The organism is Clostridium sp. CM038 (genome assembly GCF_055081105.1).
Window position 1 is genome coordinate 121,108 of record NZ_CM143651.1, and the last position, 18,427, is coordinate 139,534.

The window sequence follows — 18,427 nt, forward strand, 5'->3', positions numbered from 1 at the left end:
TTTAAGGTCTCCCCAAATATGATTTTTCAAACGCATCAATTGTTTTTAATTTTCCTTTTACTTTCAGTGAAATTCCAATTTTCTCACACAAATCCTTCAAGTAATCTTGAATATATTCATCCCTGATATAAACTGTTTTCGGTTTACCAATTTGCATCAAATAATTAATGAAAATTTCAAGAATATTCTGAGCAACTTTATCTTTAGGTGATAGCATGTTCTGATCAATGAGCATGCCACTCTTACGATCTGCAATAATTAGCAGATTACCTAAGAAAGGTTTTTCAAATTCTTTATCATTAACTACAATATTTAAATATAAAGTATCTAATTCAATTTCATTCCTGGTAGCTTTTAGCTTGTTTAATTTTACCAACAATAATTCGTCGTTTATAACAGTAGTCATACGAATTCTTGGTGGGATAATGTTTGGAGCTTCATAAGTTAGCCATAACTTTGATTCATCATCATATTTTCTACACAGAATATTTCCACTCTCAAAGTCCACTTTTGTTTTATTTTCAACAAGATGGTTTAAGGCCATATAAAGCTGCTGAAGTACAGCTGTAAGCTGAACCACCTGGAGTGCATCTGAAATATAGGGGGCATATCCAGTTTCAAAGGATCTAAAATAAATCCATTCATCTTTACCTCTGAATTTTAAGCCCAAATCCTTAATGACCTTTAGCTCTTTGCTTGTCAATTCATTACGACTTCCAAAATAGCACATTAAATTATTTTGATATCGAATAATTTGTGTTGGAGAAATTTGTTGGTTATCGATAATATAGTAAAAACCATTTATTGCATCAAACCCTGCATAAATGCCAATAGCGATACACTCCTCTGACTTACCCATAACACTACAGAAAAAAGGTTCCTCGTATTCCGGCAGTAATATTTTAGTCAAATCAACATCCCACATATGATCCCACGGTTTTAACTTTTTAAATTTAATTGCTACTTCATACAGCAATCTCCATTGATTTAAACTTGCTTCTTTTCTCATAATTGATCAAGCCTCCCTGTCACTGAAATGTATGGTTAGTACAGTGAATACAGTATAAAAAGATATAATAATCACTGCATATTTTTGCTGCTTATCTTTTGGTTTTTTCTGATATAACATATTCAGTTTATCATTTTAGCAAAAAAAATGATAGAAAAATCCTTTAACAAAATGAATATATTGTAGTTCCGCAGGGGATGATTTACACAGAATTACTAGGGAGTCTTAATTCTATTCATAATTATTCATAATTATCCTATTTTTATTTAATAATTAAATTGTATGATAATCTTATGATTAAATAAGTTATTCATTAATAATAAAAGAAAGGACGATTGTAAGTTATGTGGGTTAAAAAATTAAGACAACGAAAAATGCAGAGCATTACGATTTTTTTTATCATATTAATTTGTACCATGCTAATGTCAAGTTCTATAATGATGATATCATCATTACAAAAACCCTTTGAAGATCTCCAAAAAGAGTGCCAATCTCCGAAAGTAAAAGTATTGCCTCTTGAAAAAGGAGAAAAAGAAATCGGTGAGTTATCCAAAAGAATAGAAGGATTAGATTCTGTATCAAAAACAGTACTAATTAACAGACATTGGATAACAGAAAAAATATCTTATAAAGGTAAAAATGTGCAAATATTTGCAAGTTTAACCAAATATGAGGAAAATGTATATGGGAAGATAAGATCTATTAGCAATAAAGTTGATGTGCCTAAGGATGGAGAGTGCTTTATTCCAGCTGCACTCTCAAACGAATATAATATAAAAGTTGGTGAAAAAATTGTTTTATGGAGTGGCAGTAGAAATTATACTTACAAAGTAGCAGCCATTTATGCAGATCCATACTCTATATCTTTAGCATTTAATTGTGAATTTCTTGTGAGTGAAATTCCAGAAGAGTTAGAAACATCAAAGGTTATAGCAGTGTTTAGCGATAAGAATATTACTGGAAATGATATTGTTAGCGAATACCGCGTGAAAATTCATGGCGTATTAGAAGGAAGAGCCATGACCATAGAAGATAGTATGAGTAACAGTGCTATATCAGAGAAGATTTTAGGAGGTATACTCTTTGTAGCAAGCATTCTTGTACTTTTAGTAAGTAGCATGATGATTCGTTATATGATTAAAAATGCTCTAATTCAAGATATTAAAACCATATCTATTTATAAAACAATTGGTTATTCACCAAAATCTATTATGAGAATTTATATGGAACTTTATTTATTTATTGTAGCCAGTGGAAGTGTCCTAGGAATTATTTGTTCTTCATTTATTTCAAGTAAATTTACTAAGAAAATGTTTGAAAATATTAGTGAAGTTAATCACACTAGCATATTAATTCCTGCATTACTATGTTTTTTATTAATCAATGGATTTGTATTACTTCAAATTTATTTAGTAATAAATAAATTAAAAGATATAAAACCGGTTATTGTGTTAAATGGAAGAGAAAGTAAGCTTGGTGCTGGGAAAACAAAAAATCATCCATTTACAGAAAAATTAAGTTTTCCTCCACTAGGAATAGCAGTTAGAAATATGCAAAGAGATAAAAAAAACACCTGTTATATTATTCTCACTTGTGTGATTTCTATTTATTGTGTAAACTTTGCGTTATCATCCATTTCCGTATTAGATACCATGAAGGATAACAATTACTATTGGATAGGTTTTGATAAATTTGATGTTGCAGCCGTTTCTGAAAATCAGGTGAAATTTGACGGAAATTGCCGTGTTTTATTAACAGATTCAGATGTTAAGCGTGTTATTAAAACAACTAAGAATTCAAATGTTATGATGAAATGGACCAAAGGGATGGGAGACCCCAATATTGCAAGGATGGTGTATGAGACTTATGAAAACATTGATATGCCGGTAGTGAAAGGACGCAATCGAATACACAGTGATGAAATTGTGCTAGGAAATTTAATCGCGAAAGAAATGAAAAAGGATGTAGGCGATTATGTGGATATCTATTTAACCCCAGATAAAAAAGTAAGCCTTCTTATTGTAGGAACTAGCCAAGGGTACTATGAGCTTGGGAGAACCTGCAGACTTCTAAGTTCTACCTTGGAAAAAAATGGAGTAAAGTTTTCTTTCGATGAAGCATCCATTTATCTAAATAAGAATGTAGATAAAAATCAGTTTATTGTGAAATATAATAATAAAATGAAAAATGATTTGAAAATAATAGATCGATCAAATAAATACAGCAATATTATGGATATGATATGTGGACCTCAAAAGGAGGCAATTGCTCCCTTTATGGTATTGGTTATGTTTATTGGTGCATTGAATCTTTTTTGCATAGTATATTTAACAGAACGGGCGGAATTCTCCCACCTCTTAGGTGGGAGATGAATAGCCCTTGACGATAGTCAACAAATAACGTAATCTATAATCAGTAGTAAATATACAAAGGGTGTGACACATTGATTTTAGATACTAATAATCATTCAGTATTCTTGCTTAATTATCATTTAGTATTGGTTATAAAGTATAGACGTAAAGTAATAAATGATGAAATATCAAATAGGCTAAAAGAAATATTTGAATATATATGTCCAAAATATAATATGACTTTAGGTGAATGGAATCATGATGAAGACCATATACATCTTCTATTTAGAGGCTCACCGAATACAGATATATCAAAATTTCTAAATGCTTATAAAAGTGCTAGTAGTAGGCTTATAAAAAAAGAGTTCCCATCAATAAGAAACCAATTATGGAAAGAGTATTTTTGGAGTAGAAGTTATTGTCTTATAACAACTGGTGGTGCTCCAATAGATATAGTTAGAAAATATATCGAAAATCAAGGCATGAAATGAGGTGAGAAAATGTTAAAAGCATATAAATTCAGATTATATCCAAATAACGAGCAACAAGTATATTTAGCTAAAACATTCGGATGCACTAGATTTGTTTATAATCAAATGTTGGCAGAAAGAAAACTTATATATGAGCAATATAAAGATAACAAAGAGGAACTAAAGAAACAGAAACTTCCAACACCTGCAAAATATAAAAAAGAATTTGAATGGTTAAAAGAAGTTGACAGTTTAGCGTTAGCAAATGCTCAAATGAATTTGCAGAGAGCTTATGCTAATTTCTTTAGGGATAACTCAATTGGATTTCCTAAGTTCAAAAGTAAAAGAAACAATAATAAAGCCTATACAACTAACAATCAAATAAGTAAAAGCATTCCAAATGGAACAGTATTTATTAAAGATAATAAAATAAAAATTCCTAAATTAAAATCTATGATTAATATTAAACAACATAGAGAATTCACTGGATTAATTAAATCATGTACAGTATCACAAGTATCAAGTGGTAAGTATTTTATATCAATATTAGTTGATGCTGAAAATATTCAGTTATCTAAAATAGATACTAAAATAGGCATAGACTTAGGTATCAAAGAATTTGCTATAACAAGTGATGGAAATCTTTTTCATAATCCTAAACACTTAAAAAAATCAGAAAAGAGATTAGCTGAACTTCAAAAAAACTTATCAAGGAAACAAAAGGGTAGTAATAATAGAATAAAATCAAGATTGAAAGTTGCTAAAATCCATGAGAAAATAGCTAATCAAAGAAAAGATTTTCTTCACAAAGTGAGCACTCAATTAATTAACGAAAACCAAGTTATAGTTATTGAGGACTTAAAAGTAAGTAATATGATAAAAAATCATAAATTGGCTAAGAGTATAGCCGATGTTAGTTGGTTTGAATTTAGAAGAATGTTAGAATATAAGGCTGAATGGTATGATAGAGAAATAATAATAGCACCAGTAAGTTATGCAAGTAGTCAATTATGTTCTAAATGTAGTAATAAATCAAGCCAAACAAAAGATTTATCTTGCAGAACTTATATATGTCCAGTATGTGGAATGATAATGGACAGAGACATAAATGCAAGTAAAAATTTATTAAAACTAGCAATGTAATAAAAGATATATTGACTAGAGAGGCAGGAATTGTCTTATTAGCTTGGATAAACTTATTCCGTTGGGAATATTGACCAAGAAGTTCCCTCCTCTTAGGTGGTGAGTAGTTCACGAAGGTATAAAGAGCTCGAACAATCGAAAGCTCCTTCTGTGATTATTACTATTGATATATAAACATCCCTTGTGTGCTTATTTTTACATTTATGTGAAAATAGTAAGTAAACTTTGCGACGATTTTGAGAAACAGATTTTCGAATAAATAAAAAAACTATTATTGGAGGGATTTTAAATGGCAGAAATTAAATTTGAAATAAAAGAAAAATCAGGGGTGATTTCCGAGTCGGCAAAGGGTTGGACAAAGGAACTAAACCTTGTCTCTTGGAATGATAAAGATCCTAAATATGATATTAGAGATTGGGATTGCGAGCATAAGAAGATGGGTAAGGGGATTACTTTATCTGTAGAAGATTTAAAGAAACTTAAAGATATTTTGAATAGTATGGAAATATAAGAATATTACTATGGGGATATTGACTTCTTAAAATGAAAATGGATAAAAGAATGTGTTAATTAAAATTAACATTTCTTTATCCATTTTTTTTAGTGAAATAATAAAAGGAAAAGCTCCTATAGAAAGTTATTTATCCTACTTTAATAAAGTGATAATTCTATAAAAAGTATAACTTATTTAAATTATTGATAGATATCCTAATTTAATAAGCGAAGTATTAAGTGTAGGGCGATATACTCTATGCAAGCTTGCTTTAGAAAGAAGGTTTAAAATGAAAATCCAAGAAGAAAATTTTGTTATTCAGTTAATAAATAAGAATGAAAGGGCGCTCGACTATGTTATAGAAAACTATGGATGGATTATTAAATGTATTGTAAAAAAACAACTTTACAATTTGCAGAGTGTTCAAGGAGAATGTATTAATGATATACTTCTCGGAATTTGGAATAACATTGGTAGTTTTGATAAAAGTAAAAATGAATTTAAAAATTGGGTAGCTGCAATAGCTAAATTTAAATGCATCGACTATAAGAGAAAGTATCTAAAAACGTTAGGACATGAAAATATAGATGAATTAGAACTAGGCATTCCAGATACCACTCATGAAGATATTATTAAAAATGAAGTAGAGGATGATATTAATGATATTTTAAATTGCTTAAAAGAGAAGGATAAGAACTTGTTTTATAAGCTATATGTTGAGGAGAAAGAAATGGATGATATAAGCAAAGAAACAGGTATTAAGAGAGAAGTTATTTACAATAGATTATCTAGAGGGAAGAAAAAGATAAAAAGTATGCTTAAAATTAGCGAAAGTGGAGGTATTAAATATGAAAAATAATATATACACTATGTTAAATGAAGCAGACATAAATTTAGATGATTATAAAAAAGAAAAATTTAATGAAATAGAAGAGAAAAACATAAAGAATAATTTTAAAAAATCAATTAATAAAAAGAAATTCTACAATAGAAAAATAGTGGCAGCGGTGGCAGTTGTAGCATTAACTGTTGGAATGCTTGGAAGTAATGTTCAAGTATCAGGATTATCAACGTTTAGCAGTAATATAGGTGCTTTTTTAGGAATACAAGAGAAGTTGGATGAATATAACACCGTTGTAAATAAAACTATAACTGATAATGGAGTAACAGTTAAATTAAATGAAGTAATATTGGATGGGAATGAACTGAATGTTTCTTATAATATAAGTTCTAATAAAAAGTTAGGAAAAGATCAATCCTGGTTTGATTCCAACGAGATTTATGTGAATGGAAAAAGCGTAAATGGAGGAAGTGGGGGAGGAGCTTTTAATATCGATGACTATACTACACAATCGGTTATTACTTATGATTTAGGTAAAGTAGATTTAAGTGGAGATTTAAATATAAAAATCTCATCTCATGCTATGAATTTGAATGATAAGAAAACCAAGGGTTCTTGGGTCTTTAAATTTAAGACCAGTGGTAGTGAGTTAAAAGCAAATACCAAGGAAATATTACTTAATAAGAAGTTTTCACTTCCAAACGGCGAAGAATACACTCTAAAAAAGTATACAAATAATGCCGTAGGTCAAAAAATTTATGCTTCAATATCCAACTTTACAACAAAATCAGCATATGATGTGAATTTGAAAGGATTTGATGATTTGGGTAATGAAGTTGAATTTTACTTATCTCACTCAGAGAAAGAGGAAGCATTATTTAAAATAGAAAATATAGATGGAAATCTTAATAAGAAGGCAAAAACATTAACACTTGCCCCCTATACAGCTAAATATCCAGATAAAAGTGGTAGGATGGATGGTGAATATAAACAAGTAGGAGATAAATTTATAATAGATTTATCACAATTAAAATAATGATGAATATATATGCAAGTATATTGTAGAAGCCCATGGCGGAAATATTAAATATAATGAAAAAAGATAATACACACTGTATTATCTTTTTTTCAGGTTGTTTACAAACCCAGTATAATTTTTTTATTATACTGGGTTTTTTACATGCAATTATGCGATAGCATTTTGAGTTATGGATAAATTTAAAATAACAACTATCTTCTTAGTTAGAAAATCAAAAAACAGTAAAGATAGCAGGCTAGCTATCTTTTTCATATTCTGCACTGCTGCTGTAAGCAGACACTGCTCTTGCACATTTTCTAATCCACGCATATGGCAATAGCGAAGCCCATGCAGTTGTTTTGAATCTGCGAAGCTTCGCTCTATAGTTTCTTTTCTTCTTCTATATATATTTCTGCCTTTATCTGTTCTGGTGAACTTTACAACATCTTCTTTATACGTTTCCCAAACATGTCTTCTAATAGTTTTAAACTTGCTTTTTGCAGAAAAGCATTGAGCTCTATTTGGACATATCTCGCAATATTTTGCATTACCAACATATTCTTTATATCCTTCTCTTGTTGTCGTTTTATAATGTAAAGCCCTTAAGTCAGGGCATACGTAAATGTCCTGCTCTTTAACATATTGGAATTTATTTTTTGTGTACATTCCTTTTGTATGTGGAGACCTACGGTATCCCATTACAGATTTTAATTCCCTCTCATATAGTTCTTTACATATAAGATTTGTAGCATAACCAGCATCTGCACCAACATATTTTGTATTAAAATTAAACTTTTTTATTTGCACATCTAATCTATCGATATAAGGATCAACATCATTTATGTTTCCAGGAGTAACATACACATCAGTAATTATATTATGTCTGCTATCGACAGTTCTGTGATCTAAATATGAGAAGCCTTCCGGCTTGCCATCTCTCATCATATATCCACTGTCGGGGTCGGTTGTGCTAACTTTAGTTTCTTTTATTTTGGTAACAGGTTCTTTTTCTTTTAAAGGTTTTTTACCATGGTTTATTCTATCTTCTTCCACTGCTTTATTAAGTTCAGATACATATTCTTTCGGCGTTTTTTCAACTTCAATTTTCACAAGCTTTCGCTTATTAGCATTTGCTTTTAGGTGTGTAGAATCTGTGTAAAGTATTTTACCGGTTACCATCTTAAGATTTATAGCCTTAAATACTACTTCGTCAAATATTTTTTGAAACACATCTGTACCTTTAAACCGTCTACGTCTATTTTGGCTAATTGTTGAATGATCTGGAATAGGATCAGTAAGACTTAGTCCCAGAAACCATCTATAAGCCACATTTACTTCAATGTCCTTTACAAGTTGTCGTTCAGATTTTATTCCAAATAGGTACCCAATAAACAGCATTTTAAAAAGTATAACAGGATCTACGCCAGGTCTTCCATTATCTAAGCAGTAATATTTTTTAGTCAGTTCTCTTATAAAAGAGAAATCCATGTATTTATCTATATTTCTCAGAATATGGTCTTTAGGAACTAAATCTTCTAAATACACCATTTCTAGTTTTTGTTGTGTGAAGTTCTTTTCATTAATCATAATAATGCCCTCCGAATTATAAAGTTTGTATACTATATATATTCGACATCGATGTCCTAAAATCCTTTTTGAATATGAAAAAAACACTCCAATTTTAAATTAGAGTGTTTTACATTTTATGTTTGTCAACGGTCTGGAAAAAAGATAATACACACTGTATTATCTTTTTTTCTTAGTGTGCCCGGCATGGGCGTAATCTAACGGGTGAAAGTCCCGAGTGCGGGTTGATAGTGCCAAGCACATAGTTGAACACCAAGGGTGTCCTCGGCGACGAGGAATCTGAAGGCAGGTGTAGACAAATTTCCAGTCTGACGAACAGAAATTACATATAAGGCATGGTATACTGGGTAAAATTGCTAAACAAATTGAAGCCCAAAACTATTCAAAAAAATATACTGTGTAAATGTAGCAGATACATGGAGAGAAAGATTGCGTTCTTACCCGGGGAGAGCTCATGGACATGTTAAGATGTATTTCGATACATGGTTGAAATAAGATTTATCATGAGCAGTCAGCCGACGCCATAGTACCAAAATATTTATAAATATTTTGGGAAGGGCTGAACTATAGGAGGTTTTGAAAATTTTGAAGAACTCAAAGAAATATGTAGAAATCAGAAAACTTCATAATGAAGACTATCTATGCGAGGTAGGGTTGGAAATCCAAGATAACATAGAAGTGATGAGTATTTCTTCGGCGTCAAGGAATGGAAGAGACGACAAGAAACGAGATACTAATAACCTAATGGAGCAAATTCTTCATCGTGGCAATTTGAACAAAGCATACAAAAAGGTGAAGAAAAATAAAGGAAGTAGTGGCGTGGATGGAATGACAGTAGATGAACTACTAGAATACCTAAAACGTAACAACAGCCAACTTCAAAAGGATTTAATAGAAGAAAGTTATACCCCAATGCCAGTCCGTAGGGTAGAAATAGATAAACCCGACGGTGGGAAAAGACTTCTAGGAATACCTACGGTAGTAGACAGGGTAGTACAACAGGCGATAGCCCAAGTGTTAACACCAATCTACGAGGAAAAGTTTTCAGAAACAAGTTTTGGATTCCGACCAGGAAGAAGTCAACACCAAGCGATTGAAAAATGTAAAGAACACATCAACGACGGTTATAAATGGGTCGTTGACATTGACATATCTAAGTATTTTGATACTGTAAATCATGATAAACTCATGTCCATCCTATCCAAGGATTTAGATGACAAAAAGGTATTAAGATTAATAAGGAAATATTTACAATCAGGTGTAATGATAAACGGAGTGGTCGCAGAAACAGACCTCGGATGCCCGCAGGGTGGTCCATGTAGTCCGCTACTCAGTAATATTTATCTAAATGAATTGGATAAAGAACTGGAAAGGCGTGGATTAAGGTTCTGTCGTTTTGCAGATGATTGCAATATCTACGTTAAGAGCAAACGATCTGCGGAAAGAGTAATGAGGTCAGTTACAAAATTTCTGGAGGAAGAACTGAAACTGAAAATAAATCTAAACAAAAGTAAGGTAGCTAGGCCATGGAAACTGAAATACTTAAGTTTTTCATTTTACAATGGCAAAGGTGGAATTCAAGTACGTGTACACCCGAAAGCTATAGAAAAACTTAAGAAAAACATCAAAGAAGTAACTTCAAGAAGTAATGGGAAAAGCCTAGAATGGAGATTCCAAAAACTGAATCAGAAACTTCGAGGATGGATAAATTATTTCAGAATAGCTAATATGAAAACTATAGCAAAAGAGCTAGACCGATGGTTAAGGAGAAGGATACGCCTCTGTATATGGAAACAATGGAAAAGGGTCAGAACGAGATTCAAGGAACTTAAAAAGAGAGGGCTATCAAAACAAAAGTCTTGGGAATATGCAAATACACGAAGAAGTTATTGGAGAATATCCAAGAGTCCAATTATGAATATTGCATATAAAGATAAAGACCTAGAAAGTCTAGGTCTAATCAGTATAACGAAATATTATCTTAGAACTTGTTAGTTCTTATAGAACCGCCTTGTACCGAACGGTATGCAGGGTGGTGTGAGAGGTCGGCTAATCAAATAATGATTAGCCTCCTACTCGATTATTTAATTAATAAAGTGATTTTACCCTACTTTAATTTAGAGGCACACTTGGGACAAATATTCCACTCAGGTTCTACTGGGAATCCACAAGAGCTACAATTATCTTTAAGCTTAAATCCACAGAGGGGACAATTCATAAAGTGGTCATCTACAGGACTTCCACAGCTTTTGCAGATTTTTTTAGTGTAGGAATTCCTTACGACTAGATAGATTATTAAACCTATAAGGTTTGGAACAAATAGTGCCACCATTGTCCAAAGCCAAGGGTCCATACCTCTTTTCTTTGAATCCATAAATACAAAATGACCAATTAAATAAATTACTCCAAAGATTAATAAAAGCATTAAAGGTAGTATTATGAGAGGTGGGACTATTCCATAGTTATTATCCTCCATATATTCTTTTAATAACTTTTTAGCTTTATTTAATCTGGATTTTACAGTTCCTTCAGGTATTTTAAGAATTTCTGAAATTTCTTTTTGCTTTAATCCGTTGTAGTAAAATAGTATTATTACCATTCTAAATTCATCTTTTAAATTATTCACACTATTTCGTAACTGTTGCTTATTTTGGTTATTATCATAAGACTCCTCAGGAAGAAAGGTAGTTGACTTTATATTTTCCATTACAATGTTTTTCTCGTTAATATCAAAAAAATCTATAGATTTTGAAACCCACCGTTTTACTTTTCTATAATTATCTTTATATAGATTAATAGCAATTGTAAAGAGCCAAGGTTTAAAATTCTTAATTCTGTTAAAGTCATCCATATATTTAAAAGCTTTTATCCAAGTATCTTGAAATAGATCTTCAGCACTAGTACTGTTTTTATGCAAATGTATACAGAGGTTATAGAGAGGAATTTTATATTTTTCTATAAATAGTGCAAGCGCTTGATTTCTATCAGTATCAAAAGTTATCCAAATGAACTTATCATCCAAAACCTTGCCCCCTTTCACTATTTACTACGCGTGAAAATATAAAAGGTTCATTTAATAATTTAGAATCAACCTTCGTTAGCGTAGGAAATAATATTATAAAATATATTTTACACTAAATAATATAGTAATATAAAGAATGATTTTAAGAAGGGTCATTGAGAATGAAATAAATAATCATTCTCAATGAGTTTAGTGATATAATAATAAACAAACTTTAAGGAAAAGGAGTTACAATAATAATGAATATTTTTAAAAAATTTAAAAGTTACTATAGACCATACAAGGGGCTGTTCTTTGCAGATATGTTTTGTGCATTAATTTTATCTGTAATTGATTTGGTGTTTCCTTTAATAGTTAGATATTTGCTAAATGATGTTTATGTATTAAATGATGGAAATAAGATATTTAAATATGTTTTATATGTGGGGATAGCACTATTACTTATGTATATTGCAAGGTATTTTTGTCAGTATTTCATAACCTCATGGGGACATATAATGGGAGCAAAAATGGAAGCGGATATGAGAAAAGACATTTTTAACAATCTTCAAAAACAATCTTTTTCTTATTACGATGAAGCGAATACCGGAAAGCTCATGTCGAGAATAGTTACAGACCTTTTTGATATATCAGAACTTGCACATCATGGGCCTGAGGATGTATTCATATCCATACTAAAAATAGTTGGGTCTTTTGTTATACTCGCAAATATAAATTCAAGAATAACACTTATACTTCTTTTATTTACACTGGTAATGTTATATTTTTCATATTTCTATAATCAGAAAATGCGAAATGTTTTTTCGGAAAACAGGGAAAAGATAGCAAGTGTAAATGCCCAAATTCAAGACAGTTTAGCAGGTATTCGCGTGGTGAAATCATTTGCTAATGAGAATATAGAAAATACTAAATTTGCTAAAGGTAATAACGAATTTTTAAAGACAAAAGAGGAAAGTTATTTTATAATGGGCAGATTCCATAGTGGTAACAGCTTTTTTCAAGGATTACTTTATCTTAGCGCTATACTTGTAGGGGGCATATTTATAAGTGATGGTTCATTAAAAGTATCTGATCTTGTAATTTACATACTTTATATAAATACATTTTTAAATCCTATTGATAAGCTTGTAAATTTTACGGAGCAGTTTCAAAGAGGGCTTTCGGGATTTGAAAGATTTGTTGAAGTCATAAATACAAAGCCCGATATAATTGATAAAGAAGATGCAGTTGAATTAGTTAATCCAAAGGGAGAGATATCCTTTAACAATGTGTCATTTAGTTATAATAATATGCATAAAGTATTAAGTAATATAAATATAAAAATACAATCAGGTAAGAATATTGCACTTGTTGGTCCATCGGGTGGTGGTAAAACAACCTTTTGCAGTCTTATACCAAGATTTTATGAGGTAAACCATGGTTCAATAACAATAGATGGCATCGATATAAAAGATATAAAACTTAAATCACTTAGAAAATCTATTGGGATAGTCCAGCAGGATGTTTATTTGTTTTCGGGAAGCATTAAAGAAAATATATCATATGGCAGACCGGGAGCATCGGAAAAGGAAATAATTGAGGCGGCTCAAAAGGCAAATATTCATGAGTTCATTATGAGCCTTGAACATGGGTATGATACTTATACTGGAGAAAGAGGAGTAAGACTTTCTGGTGGTCAAAAGCAAAGGATATCTATAGCAAGAGTATTTTTAAAGAATCCAGCAATTTTAATACTTGATGAAGCTACATCAGCTCTTGATAATGAAAATGAACAATATATTCAAAAATCATTGGAAGACCTTACAAAAAACAGGACGACGCTCGTTATTGCTCATAGATTAAGTACAATAAAAAATGCGGATGAAATAATTGTACTTACTGATGAAGGAGTAAACCAAAGAGGAACGCATGACGAGCTTATAAAGCAAGAAGGATTATATTCTTATCTTTACAATATGCAGTTTAAGCAAATAGAGTAGGAGTGATAATATGTTTTCGAATAAAACTGGTTTATTTAGAGAAGCAAAACAAGCGAAGGTACTTCCTAATATTATTTTATGTTTATTTTGGGTATTGCTTTTTCTAATTGGAGGGCAAGGAATAGGTGAAATATTGGCTCATTTTACAAAGAAAATTATTGGCAATGATCCTTCCGTTTTATTACTAAATCAACTTATTTGTGGTTTTATATTTATAACATTATTAGTATTTGCTAGAGTAAAGTTTAGAGAAAAAAGAAGTATTTCAAGCATGGGATTAAAAAAAGAAGGATTTATAAGAAAGTATTTAATAGGTTTTGGCATAGGAATTTTAATGTTTTCAATAGTAGTTTTATTGCTTAGTGTTAGCGGGCATACTGTAGTAAATAGTAATCCAGTAGGTCTTTCAGGTGTAGCAGCTTTAAGTGGTGTGCTAATTGTTATACCAGGGTGGATGATACAAAGTGCTGCAGAGGAGATTCTTTCAAGAGGATGGTTTATGAATGTTTTAGGTGCAAGATATAATGTAGCTGTAGGTTTGATTGTTTCCTCTACGTTTTTCGGATTTATGCACCTTGGAAATCCAAATGTAAGTGTTTTAGCTATAATAAATATTGTTTTAGTAGGTTTGTTTTTTGGCGTATATGTTATAAAAACTAATGATCTGTGGGGGGCTTGTGGACTTCATGCTGCGTGGAACTGGACTCAGGGAAATATTTTTGGGTTTGAGGTAAGTGGACTAAAAGTAGCAACAGGTAGCTTGATGAATTTAAAGTTAACTGGTGCAGAATTGTTCACTGGTGGAGTATTTGGTCCTGAAGCCGGTATGGCAGCAACCATAGTTCTTTGTATAGGAATTATAATTGTATATTTTATTCCACTACATAGAAAATTGGAATCTGCGAGGAGTTTATAGAAATAATACCAAAAAATAATTTATGTTTGTAATTAACACAATACAATAACTATTTTCTCTTTATTAGGTGGGCCAATTGAACAGTTATATTTACTTAATTAAATAAAATAACAACATTTTTTTAAAAATGTTGCTATTTTTTTATGAGACAAAGTATATAATATACCCTCCAAAAAACTATGGAGGGTACCACAGTAATTTTTTTTATCTTTTTCTGAAATAAACATAGTTAATAGGGCAAGTATTGCTATATTAGTGACAAGTTATATTATATAAATGACAATATAACTTGTCCCAAAAACTAAATGGTAGTATACTATATTTTGATAACAATTTAAGGATGTGACTTTATGAAAGAAGAATTAATATTAAAAAATAAACTTAAAGTAGCTAGAGCAGAAAACAATCTGTCTCAAGGAGATTTAGCGGAAATGGTTGGCGTTTCCAGACAAACAATTAGCTCAATAGAAACAGGTCAATTTAATCCAACTGCAAAGTTAGCGTTGATATTTTGTATTGCATTAGATAAAAAATTTGAAGATTTATTTTACTTTGAGTAGGGTAATGAGCTATAGTAAAAGAGTTTGTTAATCATGAAAAAAACACAGCAAAGCACTAATAAGGCTACATTCCTTTAAACTATATTTATAGATTTAACTATAGTGAAAATATATTGAATTATATATTATATTATATTTATAAAAATAAAATGAAAGTTTAAAATGGTGATGAAATGAAAAAAAGAAAAAAAATTAATAGACATAATGTCCTATTTGTAATTATGTTAGCTATATTTTCAATAATAATTGCAAAGTTATATTATTTACAAGTATTAAATGGACAATATTACAAGGATACAGCAAATGCCAGTGCTCAAAAGGTCATAACTGTAGAGGCCCCAAGAGGACTCATAACAGATAAAAATGGGATAAGCCTTGCAAATGAAACGCTAGGATATAACCTTACATATACAGACACAGCTAATGCTAGTACTCAGATATTTACAACTTTACAAAAAATATTTGCAATTTTGGACGAAAATGAAGAAGTTCAGACAGATAGTTTTCCTTTGAAAATTGAACCATACAGATTTGAATTTAGTTCAAGTGATCCTAAGGCAATACATACCTTACAGTTAAGATTTTTAAAAGATAGAGGGATTCAAGGTAATATATTGAAATCAAAATTTGAAAATAAAAAAGAGGAAGATTTAAATTCTTCTGAAACTACAAAACTTAATAATGAACTTTTGAAATTAACCCCAGAGGAAGTATATAATGAACTGCTAAAGGAATACGGTGTAATAAAAGGAATTTCAAGTTTACATATACAGGAAACACCAGATTTAATAAGAAAATATTTAATTGTAAAAGATGATATAAAAATGAACTTTTTTTCTTCATACAAATCAATTAACATAGCAACTAATATAAAGAAGGATACGTCATTTATATTCGAGCAAAGTCTCTCAGATTTACCTGGAATTAAAGTAGAAAATATGCCTATGAGACAATATCCCTATGGACAGCTTGCTTCATCGGTTTTAGGATATATAAGCAAAATAAGCCCTGCTGATAAGGAAAAATATTCAGCAAAGGGTTATGATACAAGCACAGATTATGTGGGATACTCTGGAATTGAAGCTGTAATGGAGAGCAGTCTCAAAGGAGTTAACGGAGGAGAAAAGATACCAGATGCGAATCAGGGTAAGGTAAAAAGTGAAATCACTAGTAAGAAGGCAACTCCTGGAAACAATGTTCAGCTTACAATAGATGCAAATCTGCAATATGCCACAGAAAGCGCTTTAAATAGTGAAATGAAGAGATTAAGAGGACTAGGAATGGTAAATGGCTTAAATGTATCAAACGCTACAAGAGGCGGAGCTGTTGTAGAAGATATTCACACTGGTGACATATTAGCACTTGTTAGCTTACCGGGTTTTAATCCAAATGATTTCTCTACGGCGCAAGGATTAACTGAAGCTCAATCAAAAAAATATTTTAATCAGGATTATGAAGCCATGGCAAAAGCTCAGGGAAAACCACAAAGTTTAATTGATTATATGTTCCCAATAGACAAAAGTATAAAGGGAAATACCACAATTAGAAAGGACAAATTTGATTACTATCCAAAGTATTTGTATAATTATGCAACTATGTCGTTAATTCCTTCTGGTTCTATTTTTAAGCCAATGACTGCAATTGCAGGTCTTGAAGAAGGAGTTATAGATGCTAATTCCACATATGATGATAAAGGTGGGTATGATATGGGTGGTGATAATAAAGTTGGGGGTGTAAATTGGAATCCTTTCGCAACAGATGGAGCACTTGGTATTGTAAACGTAGTACGTGCATTAGAAAAATCAAGTAACCCATTTTTTATGAATGTAGGTGATTTATTAAGGTCAAAATCTGGAGATGACATTTTAGCTAAATATGCATGGATGTTTGGACTAGGAGCTGACCCTAAAGTAGTGAAACCTAGTACTGGGATAGAAATAAACGAAAATTTTGGGCAAGTATATAATACAGTATCCCAGAAAAATCTATCAGCATCGCAATATCTTTTGACTATTGAGGATGATTTAACTAATGGAGTTTCTGGTATAGGAACAAAATTCTCCCCATTAGATTTGTACGATAGAGAGGGGGATGTTCTTATTGTTTATAAGGGGAAAAAACTTTCAGAAATAAAAACTGAAATTAAAAATAAAATAAAAGACTCTGTAAAGAATGGAACTTTTTCAAAGAGTAACTACGAGGTTTTATTTAAGCAATTAATTGCTGCCGATCCTAAGAATAAAGATAAGAAGTTTACTGATGCTGATATACAAGCAATTGTAGATGATGTATATTACCAAGCTGTACAGACAGGGCATGGTTCTTTAAGCTTACCATACAATATGTATATTGCATCTATTGGTCAAGGTATGGATAATTTCACGCCGCTTCAGATGGTAAATTATATAGCAACCCTTGCAAATGGTGGAACAAGATATAAACTTAACTTGATTGATAACATAAAAGATTTTAATGGAAAGTTAGTATCTCAATCAAAACCTGAGGTGTTAAATAAAACCAATATGAGTGCAGAAACAAGAAATCTAGTTATGCAGGGCATGAACAACGTTACAGGGCCAGGCGGTAATACCGACGGTACTGCGTCTAAAGCACTTGCTGGATTTCCTATACCTACAGGTGGTAAAACGGGTACAGCGCAGTTTAATAAACCTGAAATACAAAATAAAGTCGGTAGAGGAGATTATGCTTGGTATGTAGGTTATGCACCGGCTGAAAATCCTGAAATTGCAATATCTGTAGTTATATTTGACGGTGGTTATGGTAGTGACGCTGCAAATGTCGCTAGAGGTATGTACGAGAGTTATTTTAAAAATGATCCTCGGATGGCAAAGTATAAGAATACGTATGACATAAAATTAAAACGTATGAATTAGAGACCTTAGAAAATACTAAGGAGATGAAAACTTTAATTGTATTGCATTAAAAAAGCACTCTATAACAATAAATTGGATTATTCAAAATATTAATTATATTTTCCGTTTATAGCTTAATTCAAAACAGTTAAACTAACACAATAA

At 31.0% G+C, this 18,427-nt stretch carries 14 protein-coding genes; 11 read left to right on the forward strand and 3 right to left on the reverse strand.

Going from position 1 to position 18,427, the window contains the following annotated elements; all coding sequences use genetic code 11:
• Nucleotide 1: 1 nt before the first annotated feature.
• A complete protein-coding gene (locus ACWJKS_RS00510) occupies nucleotides 2–1,009 on the reverse strand; it encodes a DUF7309 domain-containing protein (RefSeq protein ID WP_462960238.1) in 1,008 nt (335 codons plus the stop codon).
• A 344-nt stretch (nucleotides 1,010–1,353) separates the two neighbouring features.
• Between ACWJKS_RS00510 and ACWJKS_RS00515 the strand changes: the two genes are divergently transcribed.
• The 6 genes from ACWJKS_RS00515 to ACWJKS_RS00540 all read left to right on the forward strand — a co-directional run bounded on the left by ACWJKS_RS00515 (nucleotide 1,354) and on the right by ACWJKS_RS00540 (nucleotide 7,343).
• Entirely contained in the window at nucleotides 1,354–3,381 is a 2,028-nt protein-coding gene (locus ACWJKS_RS00515; RefSeq protein WP_462960239.1) for an ABC transporter permease, read from the forward strand.
• Between the two features lie 71 nt (nucleotides 3,382–3,452).
• Nucleotides 3,453–3,851 (forward strand): IS200/IS605 family transposase, encoded by a 399-nt coding sequence (tnpA, locus tag ACWJKS_RS00520; RefSeq protein WP_462960240.1) that lies wholly within the window; start codon nucleotides 3,453–3,455, stop codon nucleotides 3,849–3,851.
• A gap of 9 nt (nucleotides 3,852–3,860) precedes the next feature.
• Nucleotides 3,861–4,973, forward strand: a complete 1,113-nt coding sequence (gene tnpB / locus ACWJKS_RS00525) for an IS200/IS605 family element RNA-guided endonuclease TnpB (protein WP_462960241.1) — start codon at nucleotides 3,861–3,863, stop codon at nucleotides 4,971–4,973.
• A 289-nt stretch (nucleotides 4,974–5,262) separates the two neighbouring features.
• Entirely contained in the window at nucleotides 5,263–5,484 is a 222-nt protein-coding gene (locus ACWJKS_RS00530) for a YdbC family protein (protein WP_216304148.1), read from the forward strand.
• A 271-nt stretch (nucleotides 5,485–5,755) separates the two neighbouring features.
• Entirely contained in the window at nucleotides 5,756–6,325 is a 570-nt protein-coding gene (locus ACWJKS_RS00535) for a sigma-70 family RNA polymerase sigma factor (RefSeq protein WP_462960242.1), read from the forward strand.
• Nucleotides 6,315–7,343: a DUF4179 domain-containing protein gene (locus tag ACWJKS_RS00540; RefSeq protein WP_462960243.1), complete on the forward strand. Its 1,029-nt coding sequence runs from the start codon at nucleotides 6,315–6,317 to the stop codon at nucleotides 7,341–7,343. Before ACWJKS_RS00535 ends, ACWJKS_RS00540 begins: the two co-directional genes overlap by 11 nt.
• A gap of 150 nt (nucleotides 7,344–7,493) precedes the next feature.
• On the opposite strand, the gene ACWJKS_RS00545 is transcribed toward ACWJKS_RS00540, so the two are convergent.
• Nucleotides 7,494–8,912: an IS1182 family transposase gene (locus tag ACWJKS_RS00545; protein WP_462959617.1), complete on the reverse strand. Its 1,419-nt coding sequence runs from the start codon at nucleotides 8,910–8,912 to the stop codon at nucleotides 7,494–7,496.
• Nucleotides 8,913–9,497: 585 nt separating this feature from the next.
• Here ACWJKS_RS00545 and ltrA point away from each other — a divergent pair.
• The gene (gene ltrA, locus ACWJKS_RS00550; protein ID WP_165415056.1) at nucleotides 9,498–10,907 is read left to right on the forward strand and encodes a group II intron reverse transcriptase/maturase; all 1,410 of its coding nucleotides are present in this window, start codon (nucleotides 9,498–9,500) and stop codon (nucleotides 10,905–10,907) included.
• Between the two features lie 112 nt (nucleotides 10,908–11,019).
• On the opposite strand, the gene ACWJKS_RS00555 is transcribed toward ltrA, so the two are convergent.
• Nucleotides 11,020–11,934: a sigma-70 family RNA polymerase sigma factor gene (locus tag ACWJKS_RS00555; protein WP_462960244.1), complete on the reverse strand. Its 915-nt coding sequence runs from the start codon at nucleotides 11,932–11,934 to the stop codon at nucleotides 11,020–11,022.
• Between the two features lie 239 nt (nucleotides 11,935–12,173).
• On the opposite strand from ACWJKS_RS00555, the gene ACWJKS_RS00560 reads away from it, so the two are divergent.
• The 4 genes from ACWJKS_RS00560 (at nucleotide 12,174) to ACWJKS_RS00575 (ending at nucleotide 18,283) form a co-directional block, all read left to right on the forward strand.
• The gene (locus ACWJKS_RS00560) at nucleotides 12,174–13,913 is read left to right on the forward strand and encodes an ABC transporter ATP-binding protein (protein ID WP_462960245.1); all 1,740 of its coding nucleotides are present in this window, start codon (nucleotides 12,174–12,176) and stop codon (nucleotides 13,911–13,913) included.
• A 10-nt stretch (nucleotides 13,914–13,923) separates the two neighbouring features.
• Complete coding sequence (locus ACWJKS_RS00565) at nucleotides 13,924–14,829, forward strand: CPBP family intramembrane glutamic endopeptidase (RefSeq protein WP_216304144.1); 906 nt, start codon at nucleotides 13,924–13,926, stop codon at nucleotides 14,827–14,829.
• A gap of 350 nt (nucleotides 14,830–15,179) precedes the next feature.
• Nucleotides 15,180–15,389 carry a helix-turn-helix transcriptional regulator gene (locus tag ACWJKS_RS00570; RefSeq protein ID WP_462953356.1) on the forward strand — a complete coding sequence of 70 codons (210 nt, stop codon included), beginning with the start codon at nucleotides 15,180–15,182 and terminating at the stop codon, nucleotides 15,387–15,389.
• Between the two features lie 173 nt (nucleotides 15,390–15,562).
• Nucleotides 15,563–18,283, forward strand: a complete 2,721-nt coding sequence (locus tag ACWJKS_RS00575; protein WP_462960246.1) for a penicillin-binding transpeptidase domain-containing protein — start codon at nucleotides 15,563–15,565, stop codon at nucleotides 18,281–18,283.
• The last annotated feature ends 144 nt before the right edge of the window (nucleotides 18,284–18,427 follow it).